This window comes from Candidimonas nitroreducens, assembly GCF_002209565.1.
In the GTDB taxonomy this organism is placed as follows: Bacteria; Pseudomonadota; Gammaproteobacteria; order Burkholderiales; family Burkholderiaceae_B; genus Candidimonas; species Candidimonas nitroreducens.
In genome coordinates this window covers 266,881-291,254 of sequence record NZ_NJIH01000004.1, presented here as the reverse complement: position 1 = coordinate 291,254, position 24,374 = coordinate 266,881, and the positions used below count along the sequence as shown (strand labels likewise).

24 protein-coding genes are annotated in these 24,374 nt (G+C 63.1%); 12 read left to right on the top strand and 12 right to left on the bottom strand.

The window, feature by feature from the left end:
• The first annotated feature begins 376 nt into the window (after nt 1-376).
• From CEY11_RS08800 to CEY11_RS08775, 6 genes are all read left to right on the top strand, one after another.
• Nucleotides 377-1,117, top strand: coding sequence for a GntR family transcriptional regulator (locus CEY11_RS08800; RefSeq protein ID WP_088602999.1), 741 nt, complete (start codon nt 377-379; stop codon nt 1,115-1,117).
• Nucleotides 1,114-1,896 carry an SDR family NAD(P)-dependent oxidoreductase gene (locus CEY11_RS08795; RefSeq protein ID WP_158215241.1) on the top strand — a complete coding sequence of 261 codons (783 nt, stop codon included), beginning with the start codon at nt 1,114-1,116 and terminating at the stop codon, nt 1,894-1,896. The genes CEY11_RS08800 and CEY11_RS08795 overlap by 4 nt, the downstream gene beginning before the upstream one ends.
• 12 nt (nt 1,897-1,908) lie before the next feature.
• The gene (locus tag CEY11_RS08790) at nt 1,909-2,841 is read left to right on the top strand and encodes a BKACE family enzyme (RefSeq protein ID WP_088602997.1); all 933 of its coding nucleotides are present in this window, start codon (nt 1,909-1,911) and stop codon (nt 2,839-2,841) included.
• Nucleotides 2,842-2,888: 47 nt separating this feature from the next.
• On the top strand, nt 2,889-4,112 hold the full coding sequence (locus CEY11_RS08785; RefSeq protein WP_233154801.1) for a Rieske 2Fe-2S domain-containing protein: 1,224 nt from the start codon (nt 2,889-2,891) through the stop codon (nt 4,110-4,112).
• 38 nt (nt 4,113-4,150) lie between these two features.
• Nucleotides 4,151-5,122 (top strand): Bug family tripartite tricarboxylate transporter substrate binding protein, encoded by a 972-nt coding sequence (locus CEY11_RS08780; RefSeq protein WP_158215240.1) that lies wholly within the window; start codon nt 4,151-4,153, stop codon nt 5,120-5,122.
• Nucleotides 5,123-5,190: 68 nt separating this feature from the next.
• A complete protein-coding gene (locus CEY11_RS08775; RefSeq protein WP_088602994.1) occupies nt 5,191-6,000 on the top strand; it encodes an HpcH/HpaI aldolase family protein in 810 nt (269 codons plus the stop codon).
• 80 nt (nt 6,001-6,080) lie between these two features.
• Here CEY11_RS08775 and CEY11_RS08770 read toward each other — a convergent pair whose 3' ends face one another.
• Both CEY11_RS08770 and bioB read right to left on the bottom strand, forming a co-directional pair.
• Nucleotides 6,081-6,935, bottom strand: coding sequence for an EamA family transporter (locus CEY11_RS08770; protein ID WP_088602993.1), 855 nt, complete (start codon nt 6,933-6,935; stop codon nt 6,081-6,083).
• The gene (bioB, locus tag CEY11_RS08765; protein WP_408608111.1) at nt 6,923-7,960 is read right to left on the bottom strand and encodes a biotin synthase BioB; all 1,038 of its coding nucleotides are present in this window, start codon (nt 7,958-7,960) and stop codon (nt 6,923-6,925) included. Before bioB ends, CEY11_RS08770 begins: the two co-directional genes overlap by 13 nt.
• Nucleotides 7,961-8,324: 364 nt before the next feature.
• Here bioB and CEY11_RS08760 point away from each other — a divergent pair, with 364 nt between their 5' ends.
• From CEY11_RS08760 to CEY11_RS08740, 5 genes are all read left to right on the top strand, one after another.
• Nucleotides 8,325-8,726 (top strand): acyl-CoA thioesterase, encoded by a 402-nt coding sequence (locus tag CEY11_RS08760; RefSeq protein ID WP_233154800.1) that lies wholly within the window; start codon nt 8,325-8,327, stop codon nt 8,724-8,726.
• Nucleotides 8,727-8,936: 210 nt separating this feature from the next.
• Nucleotides 8,937-9,545 (top strand): glutathione S-transferase, encoded by a 609-nt coding sequence (locus CEY11_RS08755; RefSeq protein ID WP_088602991.1) that lies wholly within the window; start codon nt 8,937-8,939, stop codon nt 9,543-9,545.
• A 64-nt stretch (nt 9,546-9,609) separates the two neighbouring features.
• The gene (locus tag CEY11_RS08750; RefSeq protein ID WP_088603229.1) at nt 9,610-10,323 is read left to right on the top strand and encodes a nitroreductase; all 714 of its coding nucleotides are present in this window, start codon (nt 9,610-9,612) and stop codon (nt 10,321-10,323) included.
• A gap of 147 nt (nt 10,324-10,470) precedes the next feature.
• Nucleotides 10,471-11,637, top strand: a complete 1,167-nt coding sequence (locus CEY11_RS08745; RefSeq protein ID WP_088602990.1) for a PAS domain S-box protein — start codon at nt 10,471-10,473, stop codon at nt 11,635-11,637.
• 155 nt (nt 11,638-11,792) lie between these two features.
• Entirely contained in the window at nt 11,793-12,005 is a 213-nt protein-coding gene (locus CEY11_RS08740; RefSeq protein WP_088602989.1) for a hypothetical protein, read from the top strand.
• Between the two features lie 50 nt (nt 12,006-12,055).
• Here CEY11_RS08740 and CEY11_RS08735 read toward each other — a convergent pair whose 3' ends face one another.
• Nucleotides 12,056-13,798: a lysozyme inhibitor LprI family protein gene (locus CEY11_RS08735; protein ID WP_088602988.1), complete on the bottom strand. Its 1,743-nt coding sequence runs from the start codon at nt 13,796-13,798 to the stop codon at nt 12,056-12,058.
• Nucleotides 13,799-14,120: 322 nt separating this feature from the next.
• On the opposite strand from CEY11_RS08735, the gene CEY11_RS08730 reads away from it, so the two are divergent.
• Nucleotides 14,121-15,230: a helix-turn-helix transcriptional regulator gene (locus CEY11_RS08730; RefSeq protein ID WP_088602987.1), complete on the top strand. Its 1,110-nt coding sequence runs from the start codon at nt 14,121-14,123 to the stop codon at nt 15,228-15,230.
• On the opposite strand, the gene CEY11_RS08725 is transcribed toward CEY11_RS08730, so the two are convergent.
• The 9 genes from CEY11_RS08725 to CEY11_RS08685 all read right to left on the bottom strand — a co-directional run bounded on the left by CEY11_RS08725 (nt 15,227) and on the right by CEY11_RS08685 (nt 24,295).
• The gene (locus tag CEY11_RS08725) at nt 15,227-16,159 is read right to left on the bottom strand and encodes a 2-hydroxyacid dehydrogenase (RefSeq protein ID WP_088602986.1); all 933 of its coding nucleotides are present in this window, start codon (nt 16,157-16,159) and stop codon (nt 15,227-15,229) included. The two genes, CEY11_RS08730 and CEY11_RS08725, sit on opposite strands and share 4 nt — an antisense overlap.
• Complete coding sequence (locus CEY11_RS08720; RefSeq protein WP_233154799.1) at nt 16,156-16,848, bottom strand: GntR family transcriptional regulator; 693 nt, start codon at nt 16,846-16,848, stop codon at nt 16,156-16,158. Before CEY11_RS08720 ends, CEY11_RS08725 begins: the two co-directional genes overlap by 4 nt.
• Before the next feature lie 80 nt (nt 16,849-16,928).
• Nucleotides 16,929-17,615: an amino acid ABC transporter permease gene (locus CEY11_RS08715; protein ID WP_088602984.1), complete on the bottom strand. Its 687-nt coding sequence runs from the start codon at nt 17,613-17,615 to the stop codon at nt 16,929-16,931.
• A complete protein-coding gene (locus tag CEY11_RS08710) occupies nt 17,612-18,337 on the bottom strand; it encodes an amino acid ABC transporter permease (protein WP_088602983.1) in 726 nt (241 codons plus the stop codon). Before CEY11_RS08710 ends, CEY11_RS08715 begins: the two co-directional genes overlap by 4 nt.
• 61 nt (nt 18,338-18,398) lie before the next feature.
• Nucleotides 18,399-19,130 (bottom strand): amino acid ABC transporter ATP-binding protein, encoded by a 732-nt coding sequence (locus CEY11_RS08705; protein ID WP_088603228.1) that lies wholly within the window; start codon nt 19,128-19,130, stop codon nt 18,399-18,401.
• A gap of 216 nt (nt 19,131-19,346) precedes the next feature.
• Nucleotides 19,347-20,264, bottom strand: coding sequence for an amino acid ABC transporter substrate-binding protein (locus tag CEY11_RS08700; RefSeq protein ID WP_088602982.1), 918 nt, complete (start codon nt 20,262-20,264; stop codon nt 19,347-19,349).
• Between the two features lie 158 nt (nt 20,265-20,422).
• Nucleotides 20,423-21,361, bottom strand: a complete 939-nt coding sequence (locus CEY11_RS08695) for a dihydrodipicolinate synthase family protein (RefSeq protein ID WP_088602981.1) — start codon at nt 21,359-21,361, stop codon at nt 20,423-20,425.
• Between the two features lie 15 nt (nt 21,362-21,376).
• Nucleotides 21,377-22,528, bottom strand: a complete 1,152-nt coding sequence (locus CEY11_RS08690; RefSeq protein WP_088602980.1) for a mandelate racemase/muconate lactonizing enzyme family protein — start codon at nt 22,526-22,528, stop codon at nt 21,377-21,379.
• Between the two features lie 33 nt (nt 22,529-22,561).
• Complete coding sequence (locus CEY11_RS08685; RefSeq protein ID WP_088602979.1) at nt 22,562-24,295, bottom strand: IlvD/Edd family dehydratase; 1,734 nt, start codon at nt 24,293-24,295, stop codon at nt 22,562-22,564.
• Nucleotides 24,296-24,374: the final 79 nt, after the last annotated feature.

Below are 24,374 nucleotides of genomic sequence, written 5' to 3'. Positions count from 1 at the left end.
TTGTGCGTCTGTTGCCCCAGGGCGGCTCAATCCATTCTGCGTGCGTACAGACAGGCATCGGCATCATGCCCGGATGCCCGGGCGAGCCTGTCTTGCCTGTTTGTGATAACGAAATTAAGCATATTGAGCGTAGCACTAAAAGAAATCAGGGCATTCTGGCTGAAATGCGCCAATTTTGATATTTCAAAACTAAAAAATATTTCTGATTTGATGCTTTTTTCAAAGGAAAATAGGCTGAATTTATACTAATTCCTTTACATGGCTTCGACATAAGTGATTTTTTTCACCAAAAATTAGGTATAAACCCTGAATTTTCGAATGAGATCAGGCTTCATTTGCCCTCTATAATTTGAGATAACAAATTTAGGAGGCAATAATGGCCAGGCCGAAAGTCGTGGGCTTGCAGGCTGCTTTCGAGGCCATGGAGCCAGGTGCGGCACACATCTCCGCAGGCGCCGATCCCGTCAGCAAGCTGCAAGATGTCACTTATCAGAAAATCCGCCAGGCGCTCATGGCCGGCCGGTTCGAGCCTGGCCAGGCATTCACGATACGGGCGCTGGCGGCGGTCTTCGGCACCAGCCCGATGCCGGTGCGCGACGCGCTCAAGCGCCTGGTGGCCGAGCACGCCCTCGAGCTGCGTCCGAATCGCACGGTAGTCCTGCCTCACATGTCGCGCAGCCGATTCCAGGAAATCCTCCAGATTCGGCTGGCGCTCGAGCCCATGCTGACGCATCGCGCGCTGGCGCACATCACCGCGGCCGACATCGAAGCCATGGCGCAGGATCACGCGGCCATGTGCGCCGCCGTCGAACGCAGCGTGGCGGTGGATTACCTGGCGGCCAACCGGCGCTTTCATTTCCGCCTGTACGAGGCGGCCGGCACGGTCGTGATGCTGGATATGGTAGAGGGCCTGTGGATGCAGATCGGGCCCTACCTGCATCAGATATTCAGTTCTCATAAAACCGGCACGGCCACCGCCGATCATCATCACAACGACGTTTTGCGCGCTTTGCGCCGCAAAGACGCCAGCGCGGCCGCAGAGGCGATCTGGCGCGATCTTTCCGACGCCGGGGACGAAATACTGGCGGGCAATCTATTCGTAGGAGAGCAGTCGTGACGGTTGACATCAACGCTGGACAAAGAACGGCCATCATCACCGGCGCATCCCGGGGCATAGGCGCCGCGGTCGCAATCGCTTTGGCGCAGCGCGGTATCGGCTGTGTGCTGGCGGTTCGGAATCCGGATGCGGCGAACGACACGCGCCTGGCGATCGAAAGGCATGGTGGCTCCTGCCGCGTCCTGCGCTGCGACGTGTCAAGCCGCGACGATGCGCGCAATGCGGTTCAGAAGACACTGGACGTTGCGGGGCGCTTGGACATTCTCGTCAATAACGCCGGGCAGATATCCCCGATAGGCCATGTCGCCGACACCGAGCCCGAGCAGTGGGCGGCGGCCGTCGCGACCAATCTGGTGGGCCCGTATTATCTGCTGCAGGCGGCGCTGCCGGCGCTGCTCGCTTCCAGAGGCGCCATCGTCAATCTTTCCACGGGCGCCGCCCACACTCCGCGCGAAGGCTGGTCCGCCTATTGCAGCGCCAAGGCCGGCCTGGCCATGTTGACCCGCTGTGTGGCGGCCGAATACGGCGACCGCGGCATATCGGTCTACGGATTCCAGCCCGGCTTCGTGGATACCGCCATGCAGGCCGCAATCCGCCAGTCGGGCATGAACGACATCAGCCGCATGCCGCGAGAGAAGCTGGCGCCCCCCGAGCTGTCCGCCGGGGTGATTGCCTGGCTCGCCGACACAAGGCCGCAGGATATCAACGGCCACGAATTATCAATCCAGGACGCGTCTTTGGTCGAGCGCGCGCGGCAGAGCCGCGAGCAGGGCATCTGATAGGAGTTTGGCATGAGCGATACCCATCCCGTCATCATCACCTGTGCCGTCACCGGCTCGATACATACGCCGAGCATGTCACCGCATCTGCCGGTGACGCCCGATGAAATCGCGCAGGCGGCCATTGCGGCCGCCGAGGCGGGCGCGGCCATCGTGCACCTGCATGCGCGCAATCCGGACAACGGCATGCCGGATCAGACTCCCGCGGCATTCATGCGGTTCCTGCCGCGCATCAAACAGGCCTCGGATGTCGTCATCAACATCACGACGGGCGGCGCGCCGACCATGTCGGTTCAGGAACGCCTGCAGCCGGCGCTGACGCTGGCGCCCGAAGTGGCTTCGCTGAACCTGGGGTCGATGAACTTCGGACTCTACGAGATGCTGAGGCGATACCACGACTTCAAGTACGAATGGGAACGCCCGTATCTGGCCGAAAGCGACGACCGCATATTCCGCAATACCTTCCGTGATATTGCCCATATTCTCGAGTCCTGCAGCAGCAACGACACCCGTTTCGAGTTCGAGTGCTACGACATCGGGCATTTGTACACGGCGGCTCATTTCCGTGATCGGGGCCTGATCAAGGGGCCGTTGTTCATTCAGTCCGTATTCGGCATCCGCGGCGGCATCGGCGCACATGCGGAAGACGTGATGCATATGAAACGCACCGCGGATCGCCTGTTCGGTAAAGATTATTTCTGGTCGGTTCTGGGCTCCGGCCGCAGCCAGATGTTCACCGCGGTGCAGTCCGCCGTCATGGGCGGAAATGTGCGCGTCGGCCTCGAAGATAGTTTATGGATAGGGCCGGGGCGCTTGGCGCAAAGCAATGCGGATCAGGTCAGCAAGATCCGGCGCATTCTGGAAGAGCTGGGCCTGCAGGTGGCGACTCCGGCCCAGGCGCGCGCCATGCTCGAATTGAAAGGACATGACAACGTGGGCTTTTGAGGCCCGGCGGCTTGAATCATGCAACACATCCATTAAGGGAGACACCCATGGCGAACCTTGCCCCCAGCCCCGCTCCAGCACTGGATCGGTTCGAGAAGTTCAGAATATTGACGCAAACCGGCCGGGATACGGAAATGGGACGGCTGCTGCGGATGTTCTGGCATCCGGTGGCGCTTTCCGACGAAGTCGAGCCGGGCGAGGCGATTCCGGTGCGGATATTCGGAGAAGAATTGACGCTTTACCGAGGAGAAAGCGGCACGCCTTATATGGTTGCCGGGCGCTGCCGCCATCGGCAAACCGTCTTGCACACGGGCTGGGTGCAAGGAGAGCGTATCCGCTGCATGTACCACGGATGGCAATATGACGGCACGGGCGCGTGCACGCAACGCCCCGCAGAGAAAGAACAGGCCGTCCCGCCCCATTGCCGAATTCCGGGGTACGCCGTACATGAATACTGCGGGCTGATTTTTGCTTATCTGGGCGAAGGCGCGGCCCCCGAATTCGAATTGCCGCGCAAAGACGTATTCGAGGTACCCGGCGTACGCATCAAGGTCACCAGGGAAACCTGGAATATGAACTGGTTCCAGCAGATCGAGAATTCCCTGGACGCGGTGCACGTGAGTTTCGTGCACCAGGCGCTGCGGGTCGGGCCGTTCGGCAATGCCGTCACGACCGCGATGCCCGACTTGTCCTACGACGAGAACGAAGCGGGCATCGAACAGACGGCAACACGTTCCAAGGACAACGTCCGCAAGAGCGATTGGACCTTTCCCAACAACAATCATGTACTGGTGCCCGGTTTGCAGAAGGGCGACCCGTGGATAGATTTCGGCATCTGGATGGTGCCCGAAGACGACGAGCACAGCACCCGTTTCACCATCTACGCGATGGCGCCGGGCAGCGCCGAGGCGAATCGCCGCTTCGATGAGTACTTCGAGAAGTTCGGCACTTACAACGCCCAGGATCACTACGACGAACTGTTCCACCAGCGCAAAGGGCCGCCCCCCGAGGATTTCCTGGCGGGCCTGATCTCGGCGCAGGACTACATCGCGCAGCGTGGCCAAGGAGTCATAGCCGACCGCAGCAAAGAGTTGCTGGGCAGGTCGGATCTGGGTGTCATCACCTTGCGGAGAATATTCTGGCGCGAGCTGGAGGCCTTGCGCACAGGAAAGCCCGCCAAACAATGGCGCAAGCGCGCAATACCGCTGGCCTTGCCCACGCAGCCGGGTTATGCGGCGGAAGTCGAGACGAGCACTGCTGCCAATACGTAGCGTCCGCGACCAAGCATAAAAAATCAAGGAGACAAACCATGAAATCTTTTACCGCTCTTGCCGTGCTGGCACTTTCGGCCCTTCCCTGCCTGGCCGGCGCCAAGGCTCCCGTGGATCATTATCCCGAGAAGCCGATACGCCTCATTGTTCCTTATGCCGCCGGCGGAGGCACGGATGTGCTGGCCCGTTTTACGGCGCAGGGCCTCAGCACCAGCCTGGGCCAGCCCGTGATCGTAGAGAACAAGCCCGGGGTTGCCGGCATCATGGGCACCGAAATGGTGGCCAAGGCGGCGCCTGACGGCTATACGCTGCTGATGGCGCCGTCGGGCCCCTTGGTCATGAATCCCGTCATGCGCAAGAGCCTGCCTTATGCGCCGGAAACCAGCTTCGCGCCGGTGTCGATCATAGGCCGCTTGCCCTTGCTGATCACGGTCAATGCGTCTTCGCAAATATATTCCGTGAAAGACTTGGTGGCCTACGCCAAGGCGCACGCCGATAGTGTCACTTATGCCACCAGCTCGCCGCTGTTCCAGTTGGCCACAGAGCTGTTCAAGCAGAAGACCGGCACAAAATTCGTGGCTATTCCGTACAAAAGCAGCGGCGAGTCGACCACGGCCCTGGCCGGCGGGCAGGTCACCATGGCGATTGCGGACATTCCGCCGGTGACCAGCCTGATCAAGGCCAAGATGCTGCGTGCATTGGCATACACCAACAAGACGCGGGCGGCGTCTTTCCCCGATGTGCCTACCGTGGCGGAGGTGGGCCTGCCGGGCACGGAGGTGGCCACGCTGGTCGGCGTGGTGGCGCCCGCGGGCACGCCCGCCCCCATCGTGCGCAAGCTTCAGGACGCCCTCATCGCCCTGGTGCACAAGCCCGGAACGCTCGAGCGTTTCACCAGCATGGGTGTCGAGCCTGTCGGCAGCACCTCGGAAGAATTCGCGCATGCCATCTCGTCGGATTTGAAGCGATGGGCGCAAGTGGCCAAGCGCGCCGGCATCGAGAAGCAGTAACCGGGAACCGCGGCCGTGCGCGTGCTCCGGCATGCGCCGCTTCCCGCCTGGAATCGAAGGAGCAAAGCATGAATCCGTTTGTTGCACGTCTCGCCGACAAGCAGGCCGGCCCGCCGCTGGGCACGTTCCTGATGTCGGCCAGCCCTCTTGTTGCCGAAGCCATCGGTTGCAGCGGATTCGAGTGGGCCATCGTCGATGCGGAACATTCCCCCATAGGAATCGCCGAGATCACGCACATGCTGCAAGCGATCGGGTGTACGCCCATGCTGCCCGTGGTCAGGGTTCCGTGGAACGACACGGTGATCGTGAAGCGCATCCTGGACGCCGGCGCGTCCACCTTGCTGTTCCCTTTCGTGCAAAGCGCCGAAGAAGCCGAGCGCGCGGTGCGGGCCACGCGCTACCCCCCCGAGGGCCAGCGGGGCATGGCCGGCTTGAGCCGCGCATCGCGTTTCGGTGCGCTCGAGAATCATTTCCGGGCCGCCAACGACAATATCGGCATTGTCGTGCAGATTGAAACCCCGCAGGCCGTGGATCAAATCGAAAAGATCGCCGCTGTGCCGGGGGTGGATGCGGTTTTCATCGGCCCGACGGATTTGTCCGGGTCGATGGGCCTGTATGGCCAGGGCGGCCACCCCGATGTGCAGCAAGTGCTTGCCGATTGCGCCGGACGTTGTGCCGCGTCGGGTACGCCTATTGGAACGCTGGCCGGCACCATAGATGCCGCCCGCGCATTTGCCCGGCAAGGATTCGATTATGTGGTGCTGGCGTCCGATCTGGGTTTGCTGCTGTCCAGTGCGCGCACGGCCCTGGCCCAGTGGCGCTCTCCGGGCGCTGATGCGCAGGCCGGCGCGCCCGATCCTGTTCCGCCCAGGTATTAGCGGCCTCGTGCTTGCGTGCTTGTCTGGGATGCGCAGGCCGCCAAGGCGGCGGCTTGGCCCAGGCATTCCCTATCGGGCGCTCACATGTTCTGCACCAGTATCACAATGGCGGCGATCGCCAGCGCGATGCCCAGCGCGTTCACCCAGGACAGTTTTTCCTTGAAGAAGCCGGCGCCCACCACCGCGCCCAGCGAGATCACGCCTATGTTCATGGCGGAGAACACCAGCGTGGGGTTGTGCGGATACACCTGGTGGGCGCGGATGTAGAAATAGATATTGCTGAAATTCAGCAGGCCCAGCACCAGCCCCGCCACCACGTTGCGCAGGCTCCACGCGCAGCGCCGCAGGGTCAGGTACAGGAACATCAGCACCGCCGCCAGCGCAAAGGCGCTGAACAGGCTGCTGGTGAAGTCGGCGCCGCTCTTGGCCAATTGCTTGAACAGCACGTCGATGCAGCCGTAGCCTGCCCACACGCACAGCAGCAGCGCCGCCGATTTCCCCAGTTCGTCCGGCGCGGAAGCCTGGCGGCGCGGGCGCAGCAGCAGGCATACCAGCGCCGCCAGGGCCACGGCGATGCCGGCCAGCTTGCCCGTGGAGGCGGCCTCGCCGAAGATCACGAACGAGGCCAGCAGCGGGATCAGCAGCGACAGGCGCTGCGCCGCGTCGCTGAGCACGATGCCGGCGTGGCGTACCGCGGCCGCCATGGCCAGGAAAATACCCGGCAGCAGCACGCCCAGCACCGCCAGTATCCACCAGGGGGTGTCGGGCCGCAGCAGCGAGGTGGGGTCGGGCCGCAGTACGGCCAGGCACAGGGCCGCGGCCAGCAGGTAATTGACGGCGATCGCCTGGTCTATCTCGATGCGCTGCTGGCGGGCGATCTTCAACAGAATCGATACGGCGACGCTGCAGCTGACGCTGACAATCAGGGTATACATGATGGTGAGTGCGGAGTGGAAGGTATCGGATGCATGCCCAGGCGCTGCAATAGCGTCCGGTCGCGGTCTTGCCCGGGGTTGGCCGTGGTCAGCAATTTGTCGCCGTAGAAAATCGAATTGGCCCCGGCCATGAAGCACAAAATCTGGCTGGATTCGTCCAGATCCTCGCGCCCGGCCGACAGGCGCACCACGGCGGCCGGCATGGTGATGCGCGCCACGGCTATGGTGCGTACGAATTCCAGCGGATCCAGCTCGGGGGCATCGTCGAGCGGCGTGCCCGGTACCTTGACCAGCCGGTTGATCGGCACGGATTCGGGCGGCGGATCCAGGCTGGCGAGCTGGGCGATCAGGCCGGCGCGCATGGCGCGCGACTCGCCCATGCCCACGATGCCGCCGCAGCATACTTTGAGCCCGGCGTCGCGGACGCGTTCCAGTGTATCCAGCCTGTCCTGGTAGCTGCGCGTGCTGATGATCCGGTCATAGAATTCGGGCGCCGTGTCCAGGTTGTGGTTGTAGTAGTCCAGCCCGGCCGTCTTCAGCGCGTCGGCCTGGCCCGGTTTGAGCATGCCCAGTGTCACGCAGGTTTCCATGCCCAGGGCCTTGACTCCGGACACCATCGCGGCGATGTGTTCGATCTGCCGCGCCGTGGGCGAGCGCCAGGCCGCTCCCATGCAAAAGCGCTGCGCGCCCGCGGCACGGGCCTGGCGGGCAGCGGCCAGCACGTCTTGCAGGGGCATCAGCGCCTGCGCCTGCACGGGGGTCTCGTAGCGGGCCGACTGCGGGCAGTAGGCGCAGTCTTCGGGGCAGCCGCCGGTCTTGACCGACAGCAGCGTCGATAGCTGTATGGCATGCGGATCGTGGTGCGCGCGGTGCACTTGTTGTGCGCGGTGCAGCAAATCCAGCAAAGGCAATTCGTACAGCTGCAGAATGGCGTCGATCGTCCAGGCTTGCCGAGGGCCGGCACCGGCGGCCATAGGCTGAAGCCCGGGTCGGGACTCCGGCTGCGGCACCGGCGGGTCGGGCATGATGGCACGCATGGGTTCGAGCGAGGCTGAGGATAGGTGTAGGGACATGGCGGCTGTCCGCGAAACAGGATGCCAGCGATGGTAGAGGACTGTCTGTGTGCAGTGCAATAGGAATATTTGACAGAAAGATGGCTGAAATAAGCAGATTCTGCTCGATGATGACCGCTAATTGCAGCCATTTTTTTTGAACTCGGCGGCTCGCGGCCGATAGCGATGCCGACGGGTAAATAGTGTCTGAATGCAACAAGAGCGGCCGACGGAAATGCCGGCGCCTGTAAAGCCCGGGCCGGCCTGGCGCGAATCCCGCGCAGCGGCTATCATGAATTAATTGACACTTAAAGTATTTGTGAGGAGGCGGCCCATCATGCGGTTCGAGCGCGAATTGACCATAGAGTGGGGCGACTGCGACGAGGCGGGCATCGTCTTTTATCCGAATTATTTCTACTGGTTCGACTGCACGTTCCAGGGCATGCTGCGCAGCAAGGGGCTGAGCCAGCGCGAGGTGCGGTCGCGCTATGGTGCGGTGACGCCGCTGGTCGACGTGGGCGCGGTGTTTCGCTCGCCGGTCAGCTACGACGACGTCATCACCATACGGGCCGAATTCCAGGAGTGGGCCGAACGGCGCATGCGCATTGCTTACACGGTGCATTGCGGCGAGAGGCTGGTTGCCACCGGCCACGAGCTGCGCGCCTGGGCCGTGCCGCGGGAAGAGGGCGGCCTGAAGGGCGCTGCGATTCCCGAGGATTTCAAGCGGCTTTTTGCTTGAGGCGGCTGGCTCGCGGGGGCGCCGCGCGAATCCGTCGACGATGTCCATGCGGCCCCGGACATTCAGGTAGCGCATACAATCGGTCATGAGTTGCATCCGATCCGGTTCGGCTCGGTTCGGCCTGACGCGCAAGCCGGGCCGGCCGTCGTGGCCGTCCGGCGGCCCCCAGTGCTTGCGCCGCCATTCCTTCAATCTGACCCAGGACAAGTAATGAAGATCCATTTTTCTCCGGCTTCCCCTTTCGTACGCAAATGCATGGTCGTCGCCCACGAGCTGGGGCTGGAGTCCCGTATCGAGAAGTTGCCCAGTGCGGCCGGGCCGGTGAATCGCGACCGGGCGATTGTTTCGTCCAACCCCCTCGGGCAGGTGCCCACGTTCTTCACCGACGAGGGCCAGGTGCTGTACGACAGCCGCGTGGTGTGCGAGTACCTGAACGAGCTGGGCGGAGGCGATCTGGTTCCCCGCGAGGGCTCGCTGCGCTGGCTGGCATTGACGGAACAGTCGCTGGCCGACGGCATACTCGATGCCGCGCTGCTGTCGCGCTATGAACGAGCCTTGCGCCCGTCGGAGTTTCGCTGGGACGCTTGGGTCGACGGCCAGATGGACAAGATCAAATGCGCTCTGGATCATTTCGAGACCGCCATGGCCGGCGCCCGCGCGCAGGCCATAGACATCGGCACCCTGACCCTGGCCTGCGCCCTGGGCTACCTGGATTTCCGCTTTGCCGACTATGGCTGGCGCGAAGGCCGCCCGGTGCTCACGGCCTGGTTCAAGGAAATGAGCGAGCGCCCCTCGATCAAGGCCACGGTACCCGCGTAAGGCCTCGGCCGCAATGCCCGCCGCGCAGCTGGCGGGCGTCGAACTGCAACAGGATGGTCGCAGCATGAGTTTCACTGGTTCCGACGATATATCCGCTGCCTCGTGTGGCGCAGAGGCCGTGGCGCAGGCTGTTGCCTCGCGCAAGAGTGTGCGGGGGTTCCTGCCCCGCCCCGTGGACGCGCAACTGCTGCGGCGCATTCTGGCCATTGCCGCCACCGCGCCCAGCGGCAGCAATATCCAGCCCTGGAAGGTACATGCCGTCACCGGGGTCAAGCGTGACGAGCTGGCCGCCGCGCTGCATGCCGCCCACCAGCGCGGCACGGCTGCGGCGCGCGAATATGAATACTACCCGGTAGCCTGGCGCAGCCCCTATCTGGAACGGCGCCGCGCCTGCGGCTGGGGGCTTTACGGGGCGCTGGGCATTCAAAAAGGCGACCGCGAGGCCATGTCGCGCCAGCACGGGCGCAACTTCCTGTTCTTCGATGCGCCCGTGGTGCTCATCTTTACCATCGACAACGACTTGCAACAAGGTAGCTGGCTCGACTACGGCATGTTCCTGCAGAACATCATGGTCGCCGCGCGCGGCTTCGGCCTGGACACCTGCCCTCAGGCGGCCTTGGCCAATTACCCCGACATCGTCAAGCGCTTGTTGAACATCGATGCGGATCAGACCTTGGTGTGCGGCATGTCGCTGGGCTATGAAGATCCGGGCTGCGCCGCCAACCAGTTTCGCACCGAACGCATGGCTCTGGAAGAGTTCGTGACTTTTCACGAATAGTCCTTAGTGGCGCCAGCCGGCGCGCCCCCGTCCGGACAACAATAGTAACAACTGTCGGGCTTGGTAATGGACGCCAGGCTATCCCCGTGCCGAGAGCTGATATATTGGGACGGAGAATAAATACGACCCATAACCGGCCCTCATCATATGGATGAGCCTGATTTCCGCTTCCTGGCCGAACACGCCTTCGACATGATATGCGAGGTGGATTCGAGCCTTGTCATGAGCTACACCTCGCCTTCGTGTGAACAACTGCTTGGTTGGCGCCTTGAAGAGATGGTGGGCAAGGGGCCCGATGTTTTCGTTCATCCCGAAGACCTGCCCGCGGTGGCGATGGCCCACGAGGCGTTGATGCGCGACGGCTACGACCGGTCGCCCACCGTGGTGCGGATGCGCACCAAGCCCGGCGGGTATAAATGGATGGAAATCAATGCCCGCGTGGTTTCCAAGCCCGCCGACAAACAGGGGTATCACGTGGTACTGGTCATGCGCGATGTCGGTTTTCGCCGCGAGCGCGCAGCGGACTCGCGCAGTCGCGCGGCGCAGGGCGATTCCCGTGCCTCGACGCGCGGCGCGCATGGGCAAGCATCGTCGGAATGGGACGAATGCTTCTACAAGACGTTCAGGCTCGCGCCGGTGCCGATGTTCATCGCTACCCAGCCTGTAATCGGCCTGGTCGACGTCAATACTGCCTTCAGCGACACGTTCGGCTATAGCGCGGCCGATGTCGTGACCCGCACGGCCGTCGAGACGGGTTTCTTCAGCAGGCTGCAGCACGAGCGCCTGATTGCCACCATCAAGACCCTGGGCTACGCGAAGAATCTCGAGGTCGATGTCCGGCACCACGATGCGACCCTGCGGCATTGCCTGGCTTCCGCCGAAACCATTTCTATCCACGGCCAGCGCTGCATCCTGGCCGCCTTGCAGGATCTTACCGAGCAGCGGCACGCCGATGGCGACCTGATCGCGGCGCTGGAAAGCGTGATGAGCGATGCCTCGTGGTTCAGCAGGGCTTTCATCGAAAAGCTCGCTCAGGTGCGCAAACGCAATGGCGCCGGCACCCTGGCTGCGGAACTGACCGATCTGACTCAGCGCGAATACGAGGTGCTGAGCTTGATGTGCAAGGGGCTGGGCGACAGTGACATCGCCGCCGAGCTCTCCATTTCCAGCAACACCATACGCAATCACATATCGCGCATCTACGACAAGATAGGCATACACAAGCGCGGCGCCGCGATCGTCTGGGCGAGAGAGCGTGGCGTGAGCGTCGATGCTGGCCATGTCGAAAAGCCGGCGGGGAATCGGCGGAGGTAAAAACGCGGCCTATAAAATAGGCCCTTTTGCCCTGAGGCGTATAGAACGAAAACCAAGGCTGCGATGCGCCCGCCCGGTAGCCAAGAGGACTATGGAAAACCCCCGAGTATTTGCCAGGAATCCTGCGTTTGCCCAGGCCGCCTCGCCCGAGAGCAATGCTTGCGCCGGCATCGTGCGCGCCGGCCTACCGAACCTTCTATCTTGCGCATACGGTTCTGTCGCGGCTGGAGGGGCGCGAGTTCAAGCCGGTGGCCTACCTGCCGGGCAGGGGCTGCCTGGTGCCGGTGCCGGGAACCGGGCGGCTCTTGCTGCTGACGAGCGCCCGGGCGGCGGCGCCTGTGCTTATCCGCGGGGCGACCCTGTCATAGCCCTGGCCCGGCACGAAACCCTGGCCGTGCCGTTGCGGCTCGATGGGGCCTTACTTGGATCGAGTCATGCTGCCGTCAAAGCCGCAGCTGGCGCCATGGTAGTAAGAGCAGGGGCCGGCCACCTCGGATTTCAGCGCGCCTGCGTGGTCGAGCGAAAATTCGATGGTGCAGGCCGGCGCGGCAGGCTGGTCGGGGTCGTGGCTGGTGCCTTGCAGTTTGGCGCCCTGCGGCTGGCCGTAAAGCGTGACCGCGCCCGAGCAGCCCGGCGCCGAGGTATAAAGGTCGACGGCCAGATGGCCGGGTTTGGCGGTATCGCGGTGGATGTCGGCCCTAAGAGCCCCTTCGCCGCTGCCTTGCCATTTCCCCAGCCAGCGGTCGGCGTGGGCGGAGCCTTCTTCCGCCGCGGGCGCGGCAAGTGCCGGGGCCGTGGCGGCTGCGCCGGCCACGGCGGGCAGATAGGCCACGCATACTCGCTTGCCGTCGTCATCGTCCGCGTCGAGGTCGATTTCGTGGGCGGCATCGCGCGTGCAGCCGCCGCTGGCGGAGTAGACCAGGATCGCGCCGTCCGCAGACATATTGATCGGCCGCACTTCGGACGTAGTGCCGCGCGTGCCCTGAAGGCGGCGCGTCGTGCCGGTGGCGGGGTCGGTGACGACCAGCCCGTCTGTGCCGTTGTAGAACAGGCGCGTGCCGCTCGGGTCGAACAAGAAGGCCCTGAGTTCCCAGCCGCCCGAGGCGATGAGGCGCGGCGCCGTGTCGCCCGCGCCCGCCGCCATCAGGTCGAAGGAGCCATGCCCCTTGTTCTGCGCCCAGGCGGTGAAATTGCCGCCTTGCTGTTCGTCGTAGCTGTCGTCGTCGAAGCCGGGCGGCTGTTTTTCCTGGGGCGGCGTACCGGGGGCGGGAGCCCGCGAGCGCGCGGCATCCAGGTTTGCTAGATGTCTGGCGACGTCCGGTGGCGGGTCGCGTAGTTCGGCATAGCCCTGCATATCGGCGGCGAACAGGCTGCCTGGGCCGAGGGGGTGTTTGGCTTGAATGTACAGGCGGCCATCGCGTCCCCAGATCCAGGTATTCAGATCGGAAATGTCCCCACGTTGTGCCGGCCGGCTGACATGCGTGCGGGGGGAGGCGGCAACCAGGCGCCCGCTGGCCGGCTGGTAGAGCCAGACTTGCTTGATGTAGCCGGCACCGTCCTCGACGCCCAGCGCCATCAGCGTCTTGTCGGGCGAAAACTGGGCCTGATAGCCGGCCTGGCTCCAGTCGTCGGGGTAGGCCGCCTGCAATGGTTCGACAGGCACGGTTTCGACCTTGCGCGGCACCAGGGGGGCGGCGGCGATGTCCATGAGCTGGGCGATGCGTGCCGGATAGGCGGTCTGCAGGCACATCAGCTGGCCGAATTGCCGGGGGCTGAGCCCTTCTTCGCTGCCTTCCCTGGGGGTGACCTTGTTCAGTGCGCAGCGGCGGTCGCGCCGGGCCAGCCATTCCCTTTGGCTTTGCCTGGCCGCGGCAACGGCGGCCTCGCCGTGCTGCGCGGCGAGCGCCGTCTTGTAGGCTGCCGTCATCCGGCCGTCGAGTGCGGCCACCGTGTCCCAGCCGCAGATCGCCTTGTCGATCTGGCGTGTGGCCTTGGTGCAATCGAAGCCTGCCGACGCGCTTTGCGCCGGTGCCGGCATGGCGCCGGCGATGCCGCAGGCCAGCACGCAGGCCCACAGTCTGGCCGGTACGGCTGCTGTCGTCGTGGCGCCGCGTGGCCGCTTGGCTCGGCGCGGCGGCCGCTGCTGGATGGTTCTGGTCATGGCGTAGTCGTTACCGGGCTGTTTGCGTGGCGGGCCGCCATTTTGCTTTGCCCCGTGCCGCTTGCAGGGAGGCGGGGTGTCTCGGCCATCGGCCGGCCTGTGAACCCCGAAAATCTATCATGTGCAGCGCAACAGCGATTCATTCATTTGAATGAGCTATTGCCTGCCATTCTTTGGTAGACTCGGCTCAATAAAAAGTGCTTGCCGGGCAGGGGTGTACCGGCAATACAAGCAATCGCAAGGGGATCCGCATGCGAGCAAACAGGGATGGCTGCATCCTTCGATTTGTCATGTGTATGGCGCGCGCTGCCGTTCAACGCGCATGAGCACGCTTTCTTCGGACTCGCTTGCCGGCCTGTCCGCTTTAATTTACGAGGCCGCGCACGACACGGGCCAGTGGGCCCGGGCCTGCGAAAGCATCCGCCAGGCGTTCGATTGCAAGGCGGCATCGCTGCTGATCAAGCAGGACGGGCGTTTTGACCGCATCCACGGAGACTGCGATCAATATTATTCGGATCTGTACTGGAACGATCTGATGCGCTTCGACCCGCTGCAGGCGGGCCCCGCGCAGAACCCGCGATGCAGCGTATATACCGACCAGTCCGTCCTGGACAAGCCGGATTTTCTCCGATCCGTCATCTATAACGAGTGGTTCGCGCCACAGGACATGCAGGGGGTGTTGCTGCTGAAAGTGTTCGACCAGCAGGGCGTCAATACGATTTTCACGCTCAACCGGGGCACGGGACAAACCGACTTCAACGGGCACGATATCGACACCATGGCCTCGCTGCAGCCCGTGCTGCAGCATGCCGTCCGCATCCGGCAGCACCTGGCCAGGCTCCGGCTCGACGCGCACTCCTCGGCGTTCGACCAGATGCACATCGCGCACCTGATCGTCAACCGCCAGCGGCACGTGCTGCACATGAACGCCACCGCCGACCGGCTGTTTTCCACAGCAGCGATGCCGGTTCTGGTCGTCCAGAAGCGGCTCGACGTCCGCGACAGCCGGGACGGCAATGTGCTGGACGATTTGATATCCCGGGCCTGCGCCGCGCCGGGCCAGGCGCGGCTTCCCACGGGCGAGCTGGTATTGCACACCGAGCGCGGCCCGGCCCTGGTGCTGTCGGTCTATCCATTGATGGATGCCATGGAATATGGCCTCAACGCCCAATATGCCGCGTCCATTGTCATACGCACCATGGGCATAGACGGGGCCTGCGATGCGCAGGCCCGCCTGCAGAACTTGTTCGACCTGAGCGCCAAAGAAGCCGAGCTGGCCATGCTGTTGCTGACCGGCTGTTCGCTGCAGGAAGCCGCCGAGCAGCGCGCCGTGCGCATCACGACCTTGCGTTCGCAGCTGGCCAGCCTGTTTCGCAAGACGGGAACGGCCCGGCAGGGGCAGCTGGTCGCGCTGCTGGCGCGCCTGTGCTAAGAAGAAACCGGCGTCAGCACCGGCTTGCCTTCGAAAAACCGGCGTAAATTGGACAGCGTGAGTTCCGCCATGGCCATTCTGGTCTGGTGCGTGGCGCTGCCCATGTGCGGCGTCAGTATCACGTTGTCCAGTTTCAACAGCTCTTGGTTTACGTGCGGTTCGGCCGCATGAACGTCGAGTGCCGCGCCGGCAATGGCGCCGCTGGACAAGGCATTTACCAGGTCTGTCTCGTTGACCAGCGAGCCGCGGGCAATGTTCACCAGGTAGCCGGCCGCGCCCAGCGCGGACAGCACCTGCGCGTTTATCATGTGGGTCGTGGCCTGTCCGCCGGGCGCCGCGAGCACCAGGATGTCGCTGTCGCGGGCGAGCGCCGTCAAGTCTGGCTGGTAGGCCATGTCCACTGGCTGGCGCCTGCGGCCATGGTAGGCCAGATGCGCGCCGAACACTGAAAGCCGCTCGGCTATGCTTTTGCCTATGCGCCCGTATCCCACGATCCCCACGTGCTTGCCCGCCAGGCTTTCCCCCAGGGGGAAGGGGCCCTCGGGCCACCGGTTCGCGTGCACGTAGTGGTGCGCGGCAGGCAAACGGCGCAGCAGCGCGAGAATCAGCCCCACGGTCAATTCCGCGACGGCGCTATTGAGCACGTCGGGCGTATTGGTGACGACCACGTCGCGCGCGTGCGCGAGCTTGACGGGGATGCCGTCGTAGCCCACGCCGCAGGTCGCGATGATGCCCAGGTTCGGCAGCGATCGGACGGTGTCTTCCGGAATACGATAATTGCTGCGGGTGACGATGCCGCGTATGTCTGTGCGCAGTTGGGGATTTTGATCCAGCTGCGCGGGAAGAATGCAGTTGAATTGGGCTTTGATCAGATTCTGGGCGTCTTCCGGGAACTGTCCGATTTGCAGCAGCTTGATTTTGGCGGTCATGGCTCGTCGCGATGGCGGAATTGCGCAAGGTAAGTATCGCGTGATGGCAACAGGTGGTCGCGGCACACCAGCACCAGCTCCTCGCGATCTTGGCGCTCGATTGCCCGGATGATCTTCCAGTGGTCTCGGCGAGCCTTCTCGAGCAGATCCGGATTGGCCATGGAGATGAAGCGGATCACGTGGGCCCGGCGGGCGAAGTCTTCTATGACGGTGGCGAGAATATTGTTGCCCGTCAGATTGAACAAGGCTTGATGAAAGGCGATATTGGCCTTGAAGGCCGCACGCATGTTTCCGGTTCGCGCGGCCTGATCGTGACGTTCCTGCACATCGATGAGTTTTTGCAGTTCCGAACTCGGCACGGGGAAGGGGATTTGTTGTGCGCCGCTGATTTCCAGGGTTTCGCGCACCGAGTACAAGTCGATGACTTCCTTGCGCGTATATGACTTTACCGCCGCACCGAAATTCTTGCGGCGCTCGATCAGGCAGCGCTTTTCGAGAACCATCAATGCCTGCCGCACGGCATGGCGCGTTGCCGAGAAGCGCTCGCGCAGATTGTCTTCGGTCAGCCGTTCGCGCGGGTTGAGATAGCCGAGCACGATGTCCTCTTCCAGGGCATCGACAATTTGCTCGACCGTCGCCCCCTGGTCGGCCGCCTCGTCGTATCCGTCGGCTTGAGTAGTGTTCGTCAATATATCCTCTAGCGAAGAATCGCCGCCGTGCTTGGCTTCCGTGGCCCGGGGCGGCCATAGGGCGCCGAGAGCCGGTTCTTCTATTTCGCGATGGCAAATTTCCTGTTCAGCTTGCCCACGGCCAGGCTCAGGGCGCCACATATTATCAAATATACAACGGCGACAATCGAGTACATCTCGACCAGCAGGCCATCGCGTTCCGCAATAATGTTTGCCGCGCCGACGAAATCGATGACGTTCAATAGCGAAACCAGCGACGCGTCCTGGAACAGGATGATGATCTGCGTGACGATCATGGGGATCGCAATGCGCAAGGCCTGCGGCAGCACGACATACCGCATGGCCTGCAGCTTCGTCAGGCCTATCGCCTCGGCGGCATTCATCTGGTTGCTCGATACCCCGTTGATGCCCGAGCGTATGATTTCGCAGTAGTACGCTGCCTCGAATAGCGCAAAGGTGAAATATGCGCTGTCCGCCGCGCTGATCTTGGGCGGGTAGGGCAGGCCGAAAATCCCTTTTATGGCGATGGGCGTCAGTATGTACACCGTGAATATGACCAGCAGCAGCGGCACGGCCCGGGTAACGTTCACATAAAAAGAAACGAAATACGCCGCCGCCCGCCATCCGAGTATGCGCAGCACGGCAAGAATCCCGCCCAGGATCAGCCCCCCGATCGCGGCCACCACCGTCAGGCGGATGCTGTATTCCAGCCCGGCCCATAGAAAGGGCGTGTACGTGGTAATTTGTGTCCAGAGCGATGCAGTCATGAGTGCGCTCCACCCGACAGGGACGAAAGCAGGCGGAATCTTCTTTCAAGCAAGATCATCAGCGCCGTCAATACCAGCGTGACGGACACGTAGCCGACCGCGGATGCGAGAAAGGCTGTCGTGTAGCGAAAAGTCAGCTCGCCCATGGTCAATGTGCGGGAAAACAGTTCCGCCAGGCCGATTGAATAGGCGACCGACGAATTTTTCACCAGGCTGGTGGCCTCGGAAGTCAGCTGCGGGATGATGATCCGGTACGCGACCGGCAGCAGCACGTGCCGGTACACGCCGAATTCCCGCAGGCCCACCGCGTAGGCCGCCTGGCGCTGTCCGCCTTCTATGGCTTCTATGCCGCTACGGACGTCTTCGGCGATTCGGGCCGAGGTATATATGCCCAGGCACAAGACGGCCGCCGCGAACTGGCTGACGTCGGGGCCCACGGCAAGCACCAGGTGCTTTATGGATTCGGACAGGCCGGGAACGACGTAGAACCACAGGAAGAACTGCACCAGCAGCGGGATGTTCCTGAATACGAAAACATAGTAGATGCTGAACCGCCGCATCCACGGGTTGCGGGTGGTGCGCATCACGCCGACTACAGACCCCACCAGAATGGCGATGACGAAGGCGCAGGCTACCAGGGCCAGGCTTATGCCCAAGCCGTTCAGCAGGTATTGCCACCACGGAAAATCGGGGTCTACAGATATATCGAAAAGTACATTCATGTCGCTCTCTTTCCGTCACCTGCCATAAGGTGCGCCGTCGAATCGAAATGCGGGCCTGCCGTCAATGCGACAGGATCTTCGAGAGAAAATACTTGACCCGGTCGGGCCTGCGTTCCGAGTTGTCGAAAAACTCTTCCTTGGGGCAGTCTTCGACGATGCTGCCGCCGTCGATGAAAATCACCCGGTCGGCAACCCGCCTGGCGAACCCCATTTCGTGGGTCACGACTATCATCGTCATGCCCTCGTTGGCAAGATCGGTCATGACGTCCAGCACTTCGGTGACCATTTCCGGGTCGAGCGCCGATGTCGGCTCGTCGAACAGTATCGCGATCGGATCCATCGCAAGCGCCCGGGCAATCGCGACCCGCTGCTGCTGGCCGCCGGACAGCTGCGCCGGGTATTTGTCCTTGTGCTCCAGCAGGCCGACGCGCCGCAGCAAGGCGTGCGCCTTCTCGCGCGCCGCGGCCTTGTCCCGCGACAAGGCCTTGATCGGGCCCAGCGTGATGTTTTCGGTGGCGGTCAGATGGGGAAAGAGCTCGAATTTCTGGAAGACCATGCCCACGCGGGTGCGCAGTTTCGGGAAATCGATGGCGTCGTTCAGATGGGTGCCGTCGACCACGATGTCGCCTTGCTGGAACGACTCCAGCCCGTTGACGGTCTTGATCAACGTCGATTTGCCCGAACCGGACGGCCCGCACACTACCACCACCTCGCCTTTGGCGACGCGAACCGAGCAGTCGTTCAATACCTGATATTTGCCGTACCACTTGCTGATATTGTTGATCTCGATGATGTTCATGTCTCTACGCTGTCTTTATGCGCCCGAAGCCGGATCCGCGCAGCGCGCATGGCCGGATCGGCCGCGCATTGCGTGCGGGCGGAGCGAAGTAAATGGGGCCGATGGCTGGGCCGTTGCCGGCCCAGGGGTTCTGGCGCAAGCGATACCTGGCCTATGAGGCGATACGGGGTTTCGTGCCGGCCCGGTATTGCCTCGCATGCAAGCGCCGGCTTATTTCACTACCCAGTCGACCACCGGATCCTTGAATTGTTGTGCCAGCTGTTTCCCGAGGGGCACGTTCAGGTTGACCTTGTTGGGCGGAATCGGCGCCAGGAACCACTTGTCGTACAGCTTCTTCATTTCGCCGCTCTTGAAGACGCCTACGACCGAATCGTCGATGAACTTCTTGAATTGCGGGTCGTCCTTGCGGAAGATCATGGCAAACGGCTCGACGTCGATGGTTTCCGAAAGAATGTCGTAGTCTTCGGGGTGCGCCGCCGTGGTAGCCCGCGCGCCATACAGGATAATGTCGTTGTTCATGTAGGCGGCGACCCGGTCGCTTTGCACGAGCAGGAAGGACTGGCCGTTTTCCTTGGTTTTCACCAACTGGTAGCCGAGCTTGTTTTTATCGGTGTAGGCGGTAACCACGGGCACCGCGGTCGTGCCGCCGGTTACGGCTATGCTTTTGCCGCGCAGATCAGACAGTGTCTTGATCCCCGAGCTTTTCTTGACGATGGCGGTGATGCCCGCAATGTAATAGGGCGGGCCGAAGGAAACCACCTTGCGGCGCGATTCGGTGATGGTGCCGCTGCCGCATTGCAGGTCGGTGGCGCCGTTGCGCAGCAGGGGAATGCGGTTGGCGGCGGTGGTCATCTGCCAGTTCACTTGTAGATTGGGCAGGTTCAGCTTTTTCTTCAGATCCTTGACCACCAGCTTGCATACGTCTACGGCGTACCCGAGCGGATGATGCTGGTCGTCCATGTAAGAGATCGGCATGGACGAGGCGCGATGGCCTATGGTTATCGAGTTCGTCTCCTTGATTTTCTTGAGTGTCCCAGTCAGCTCTTCGGCCGAGGATGTGCAGGCCAGGCCCATGGCAAGCGCGACGATAGACGTTGTAGCGACACTCTGTGTAAATGACAGCCTCATAGGGTTTGTCTCCGTGATGAGTTGAACGTTTTGGTTGAATACAAGCTCTGCGTGTTCGGGTCTTTTATCGCTGCATCATCCGCGTGCCCGTCTGTGCCTGGGGTTTGCACGCCAGGGTTGCGCCGAACCAGCCGTCGCTCGGCTGGTTCGGCGCGAAGCTAGCCGATATGCCCGGCTTTTTGATTCAAGCCGGGCATGGAGAACCCCAGCTTGTCCAGGTCGGTAATCAGTTTCTTTGCCTGGGCATCGCCCAGCGCCAGCAGCGGCGGGCGCACCCGGAACCAATCGGGATCATCGCCATAGCTTGCGACGGCCGCCTTGAGGGCGGGGATCATGGAAAATTGCTGGAAGGCCTGCCGCACCGCGTTCAATGCAGCCTGCTGCCGGTCGGCGTCTTCGTTTTGCCAGGTTTCGTACAGGTGCACGATCGCCGCGGGGTTCACGTTCCCGGTCGCGGTAATGCATCCGGCGCCGCCGCCGCGCAGCGTATCCAGCAGGAAGGACTCGCTGCCGGCGTACACGTTGAAATCGGGCGACTGCACGCTTTGCAGCATGGCCTGCGTGTTGCTCCAGTCTCCCGAGCTGTCTTTGATGCCGGCGATGACGCGGGGATAAGCATCCAGCAGGCGCTGTATCAGGGGAATGCTGAGGGGCACCTGCGATACCGGAGGAATGTGATACAGGTAAATGCGCAGACTGGCGTCGCCGACGCGCTGGATCACTTCGGAATACGAGGCAAAGAGCCCATCGTCCGAGACGCCTTTGTAGTAGAAGGGCGGCAGCATCAGCACGTCATGGATGTCGTGGGCCAGAGCGTGGCGCGTCAGTTCGACCGTGTCGGTCAGGGCGCAGCAGCCCGTGCCCGGCATCATCCGGCCCGGCGCGATGCCGGCCTTGACCAGGTCGTCCATCAGGCCCATTTTTTCCTGGGCCGACATGGAGTTGGCCTCGGAATTGGTGCCGAATACGGCCAGGCCGACGCCTTGGCCCAGCAGCCAGCGGCAATGCCGCACCAGCCGCTGGCCATCGGGGGCAAGATCGGCCCCGAACGGCGTCACCACGGGTGAATAAATACCGCCTTTTTTGTCTGTGCTCATGGATGTCTCCGGTCTTTATGCCCAATCGTCGAGCGCATAACGCTCGAGTGCCGCCGCATCGAAGCTGAATCCCAGGCCGGGCCGGCTGGGAACCTGCAGGCGCCCGCCGGTGAATTCGAGCTGGGTGTCGACCAGGCGGCGGAAATTGAGCACCTGGTCGTCGGGGAAGAATTCAACATAGGTGGCGTTCGGGGTGGCCGCCACCAAATGCACGTGCAGGTCGTGGAACCAGTGCGGGTACATGCTGGCGCCAAAGCCCGCGGCCATTGCCGCGATGCGGCGCCATTCCGAAATGCCGCCGCAGACGGCGGCGTCGGTCTGCAGCATCATCGCCGCGCGTTTTTCCAGCAGTTCCTGGTGGCGCCAGCGGCCCGCCTCGATTTCACCCGTGGCCACGGGGATGGGCGTGCTGCGAGCCAGTGCGGCATGGTTGTTGATGTCGTCGGGGCTGAAGGGCTCTTCTATGAAATAAGGCTTGCTGGGGGCGTAGCGCTTCATGTATTCCAGCGCCGTAGGCAGGTCTTTCCAGGCATTGTTGGCGTCCAGCATGAGCAGGATGTCGTCCCCGATGGCCTCGCGCGCGGTGCGGATGCGGCGTTCTTCTTCCTTGGGGCCGAGGCGCCCAACCTTCATCTTGACCGCCTTGAACCCCTGCGCGACGTAGCCCGCCAGCTCGTCGCCCAGCATCTGGTCGGTCTTGCCGTCCAGGTAGTAGCCGCCGCTGGCATAGGCATCCACGGAGTCGATCTGGTCGCCGCCCAGGTATTGGCTGAGGGGCAGGCCGGCGGCGCGGGCGTTGCGATCCCACAGGGCAATGTCGATGATCGACAGCGCCCGCATGACAGACCCGGCCCGCCCGTGCAGCAGCGAGCCCTGGTACAGATCGCTCCATAGCCCCTCGACGCGCAGCGCGTTCTGGCCGACGAGCTGCGAGCGGAACAGATCGCGCACGGCATGCGCCACCAGGCTGCCGCCGTGGCTGCCGGCGTAGCAGAAGCCGATGCCTTCGGTGCCATCGGCCGTGCGCACCTTCAGCACCGCGTAATCGCGCGCCAGAACCTTTCTGGTAGAGAACGATGTGGGGTGATCCAGCGGAATGCTGATGGTTCTGGCCTGCACCGATTCGATGCGGGCGCCCAGGTCGTGATTAGTGCCCTTTGCACTCATGGCATAGTCCTTCTGTTGGCGAGAGTGAGATGTTCAGGATGAAGCGCCCGGTACGCTGCGCGTCATGTGCGGGGCCTGCAGAAAATCGAAGTCACAGCCCTTGTCGGCCTGCAGCACGCATTCCAGGTAAAGCTTGCGGTAGCCCCGGGCGTCCGGATCCGGCGTCCGATCCATGGGCTGCGCCGCGGCGCGGGCGGCCATTTCTTCGTCGCCGACCAGCAGCGACAGGCTGCGGTTCGGCACGTCCAGCTTGATGCGGTCGCCGGTGCGCACCCAGGCCAGCGGGCCGCCCAAGGCCGCTTCGGGTGTGACGTGCAGGACGATGGTGCCCGCCGCCGTGCCGCTCATGCGGCCGTCGGAGATGCGCACCATATCCTTGACCCCCAGGCGGGCCAGTTTCTTCGGTATCGGGATATAGCCCGCCTCGGGCATGCCGGGGCCGCCGACGGGCCCGATATGCTTCAGAACCAGGATATCGTCGGCCCGCACGTCCAGATCCGGGTCGTCCAGACGCGCCGCCAGGTCTTCGCTGTTCTCGAACACGACGGCCCGCCCTTCGTGGGCCATGAGCCCGGGAGCCGCCGCGGACTGCTTGATAATGGCCCCTTCGGGAGCAAGATTGCCCTTCAGCACGGCGATGCCGCCCTGGGCATAAACCGGGTTGTCGAGCTTGCGCACCACGTCTTGGGGAAACGCCGGCGCGGCCGCGTCCAGTTCTTCGCCCAGTGTGCGTCCGGTTACGGTCAAGGCATCCAGATGCAGGAACGGCCGGAGCTCGCGCAAGACCGTGGCCAGTCCGCCCGCCTTGTGGAAGTCTTCCATATAGTGGTCGCCCGACGGTTTCAGATCCAGCAGCACGGGGGTTTCCGCGCTCATGCGGTCGACCTGCGCGAGATCGACCCGTATGCCCATGCGCCCCGCCACCGCAGTCAGATGGATCAGCCCATTGGTAGACCCGCCGATTGCGAACAGCACCCGCAGCGCGTTCTCGAATGCCTGGGGGGTCAGGATGCGCTCGGGCGTCAGGCCCGCCTTGATCATGGCCACCGCCTGGGTGCCGGTGCGTTCGGCGATGCGGGCCCGGTCGGCCGTCACGGCCGGCGGCGTGGCGCCGCCGGGCAGCATCATGCCCAGGGCTTCCGAAATACAGGCCATGGTGCTGGCCGTGCCCATGACGCAGCAGGTGCCGACGCTGCCCACCAGCTGGTTATTGATCTGCGCGATTTCCGCGTCGTCGATTTCATCGGCGCGGTAGCTGGCCCAATAGCGCCTGCAGTCGGTGCAGGCGCCCACCCTGGTGCCCTGGTGCGAGCCGTTCAGCATGGGGCCCGTTACCAGCTCGATGGCCGGGATGCCGGCGGAGGCGGCGGCCATGAGCTGCGCCGGCACCGTCTTGTCGCAGCCCCCTATCAGCACCACGGCGTCCATGGGCTGCGCCCGCAGCATTTCCTCGGTGTCCATGGACATGAGGTTGCGCAGGAACATGCTGGTGGGGTGCGCGAAGCTCTCGTGTACCGAGATGGTGGGGAAGTCGATCGCGATGCCGCCGGCCAGCATGACGCCGCGCTTGACGGCCTCGATCAGCTGCGGCGCGTTGCCATGGCAGGGGTTGAAGCCGCTGCCGGTGTTGGCGATACCCACGATGGGGCGGTCGAGCGCATCGTCGGTATAGCCGGCGCCCTTGATGAACGCTTTGCGCAAGAACAGGGAGAAACCCACGTCCCCGTATTGTGTGAGGCCCTTTCGTAATCCGGCTGGCTTGCTCATGGTGGGTTCCGCTTCTTTACAATATTATCGATAATATTGTCGTTAATAATGTTGATGATAGTAAGTAGCGCGCATGGAA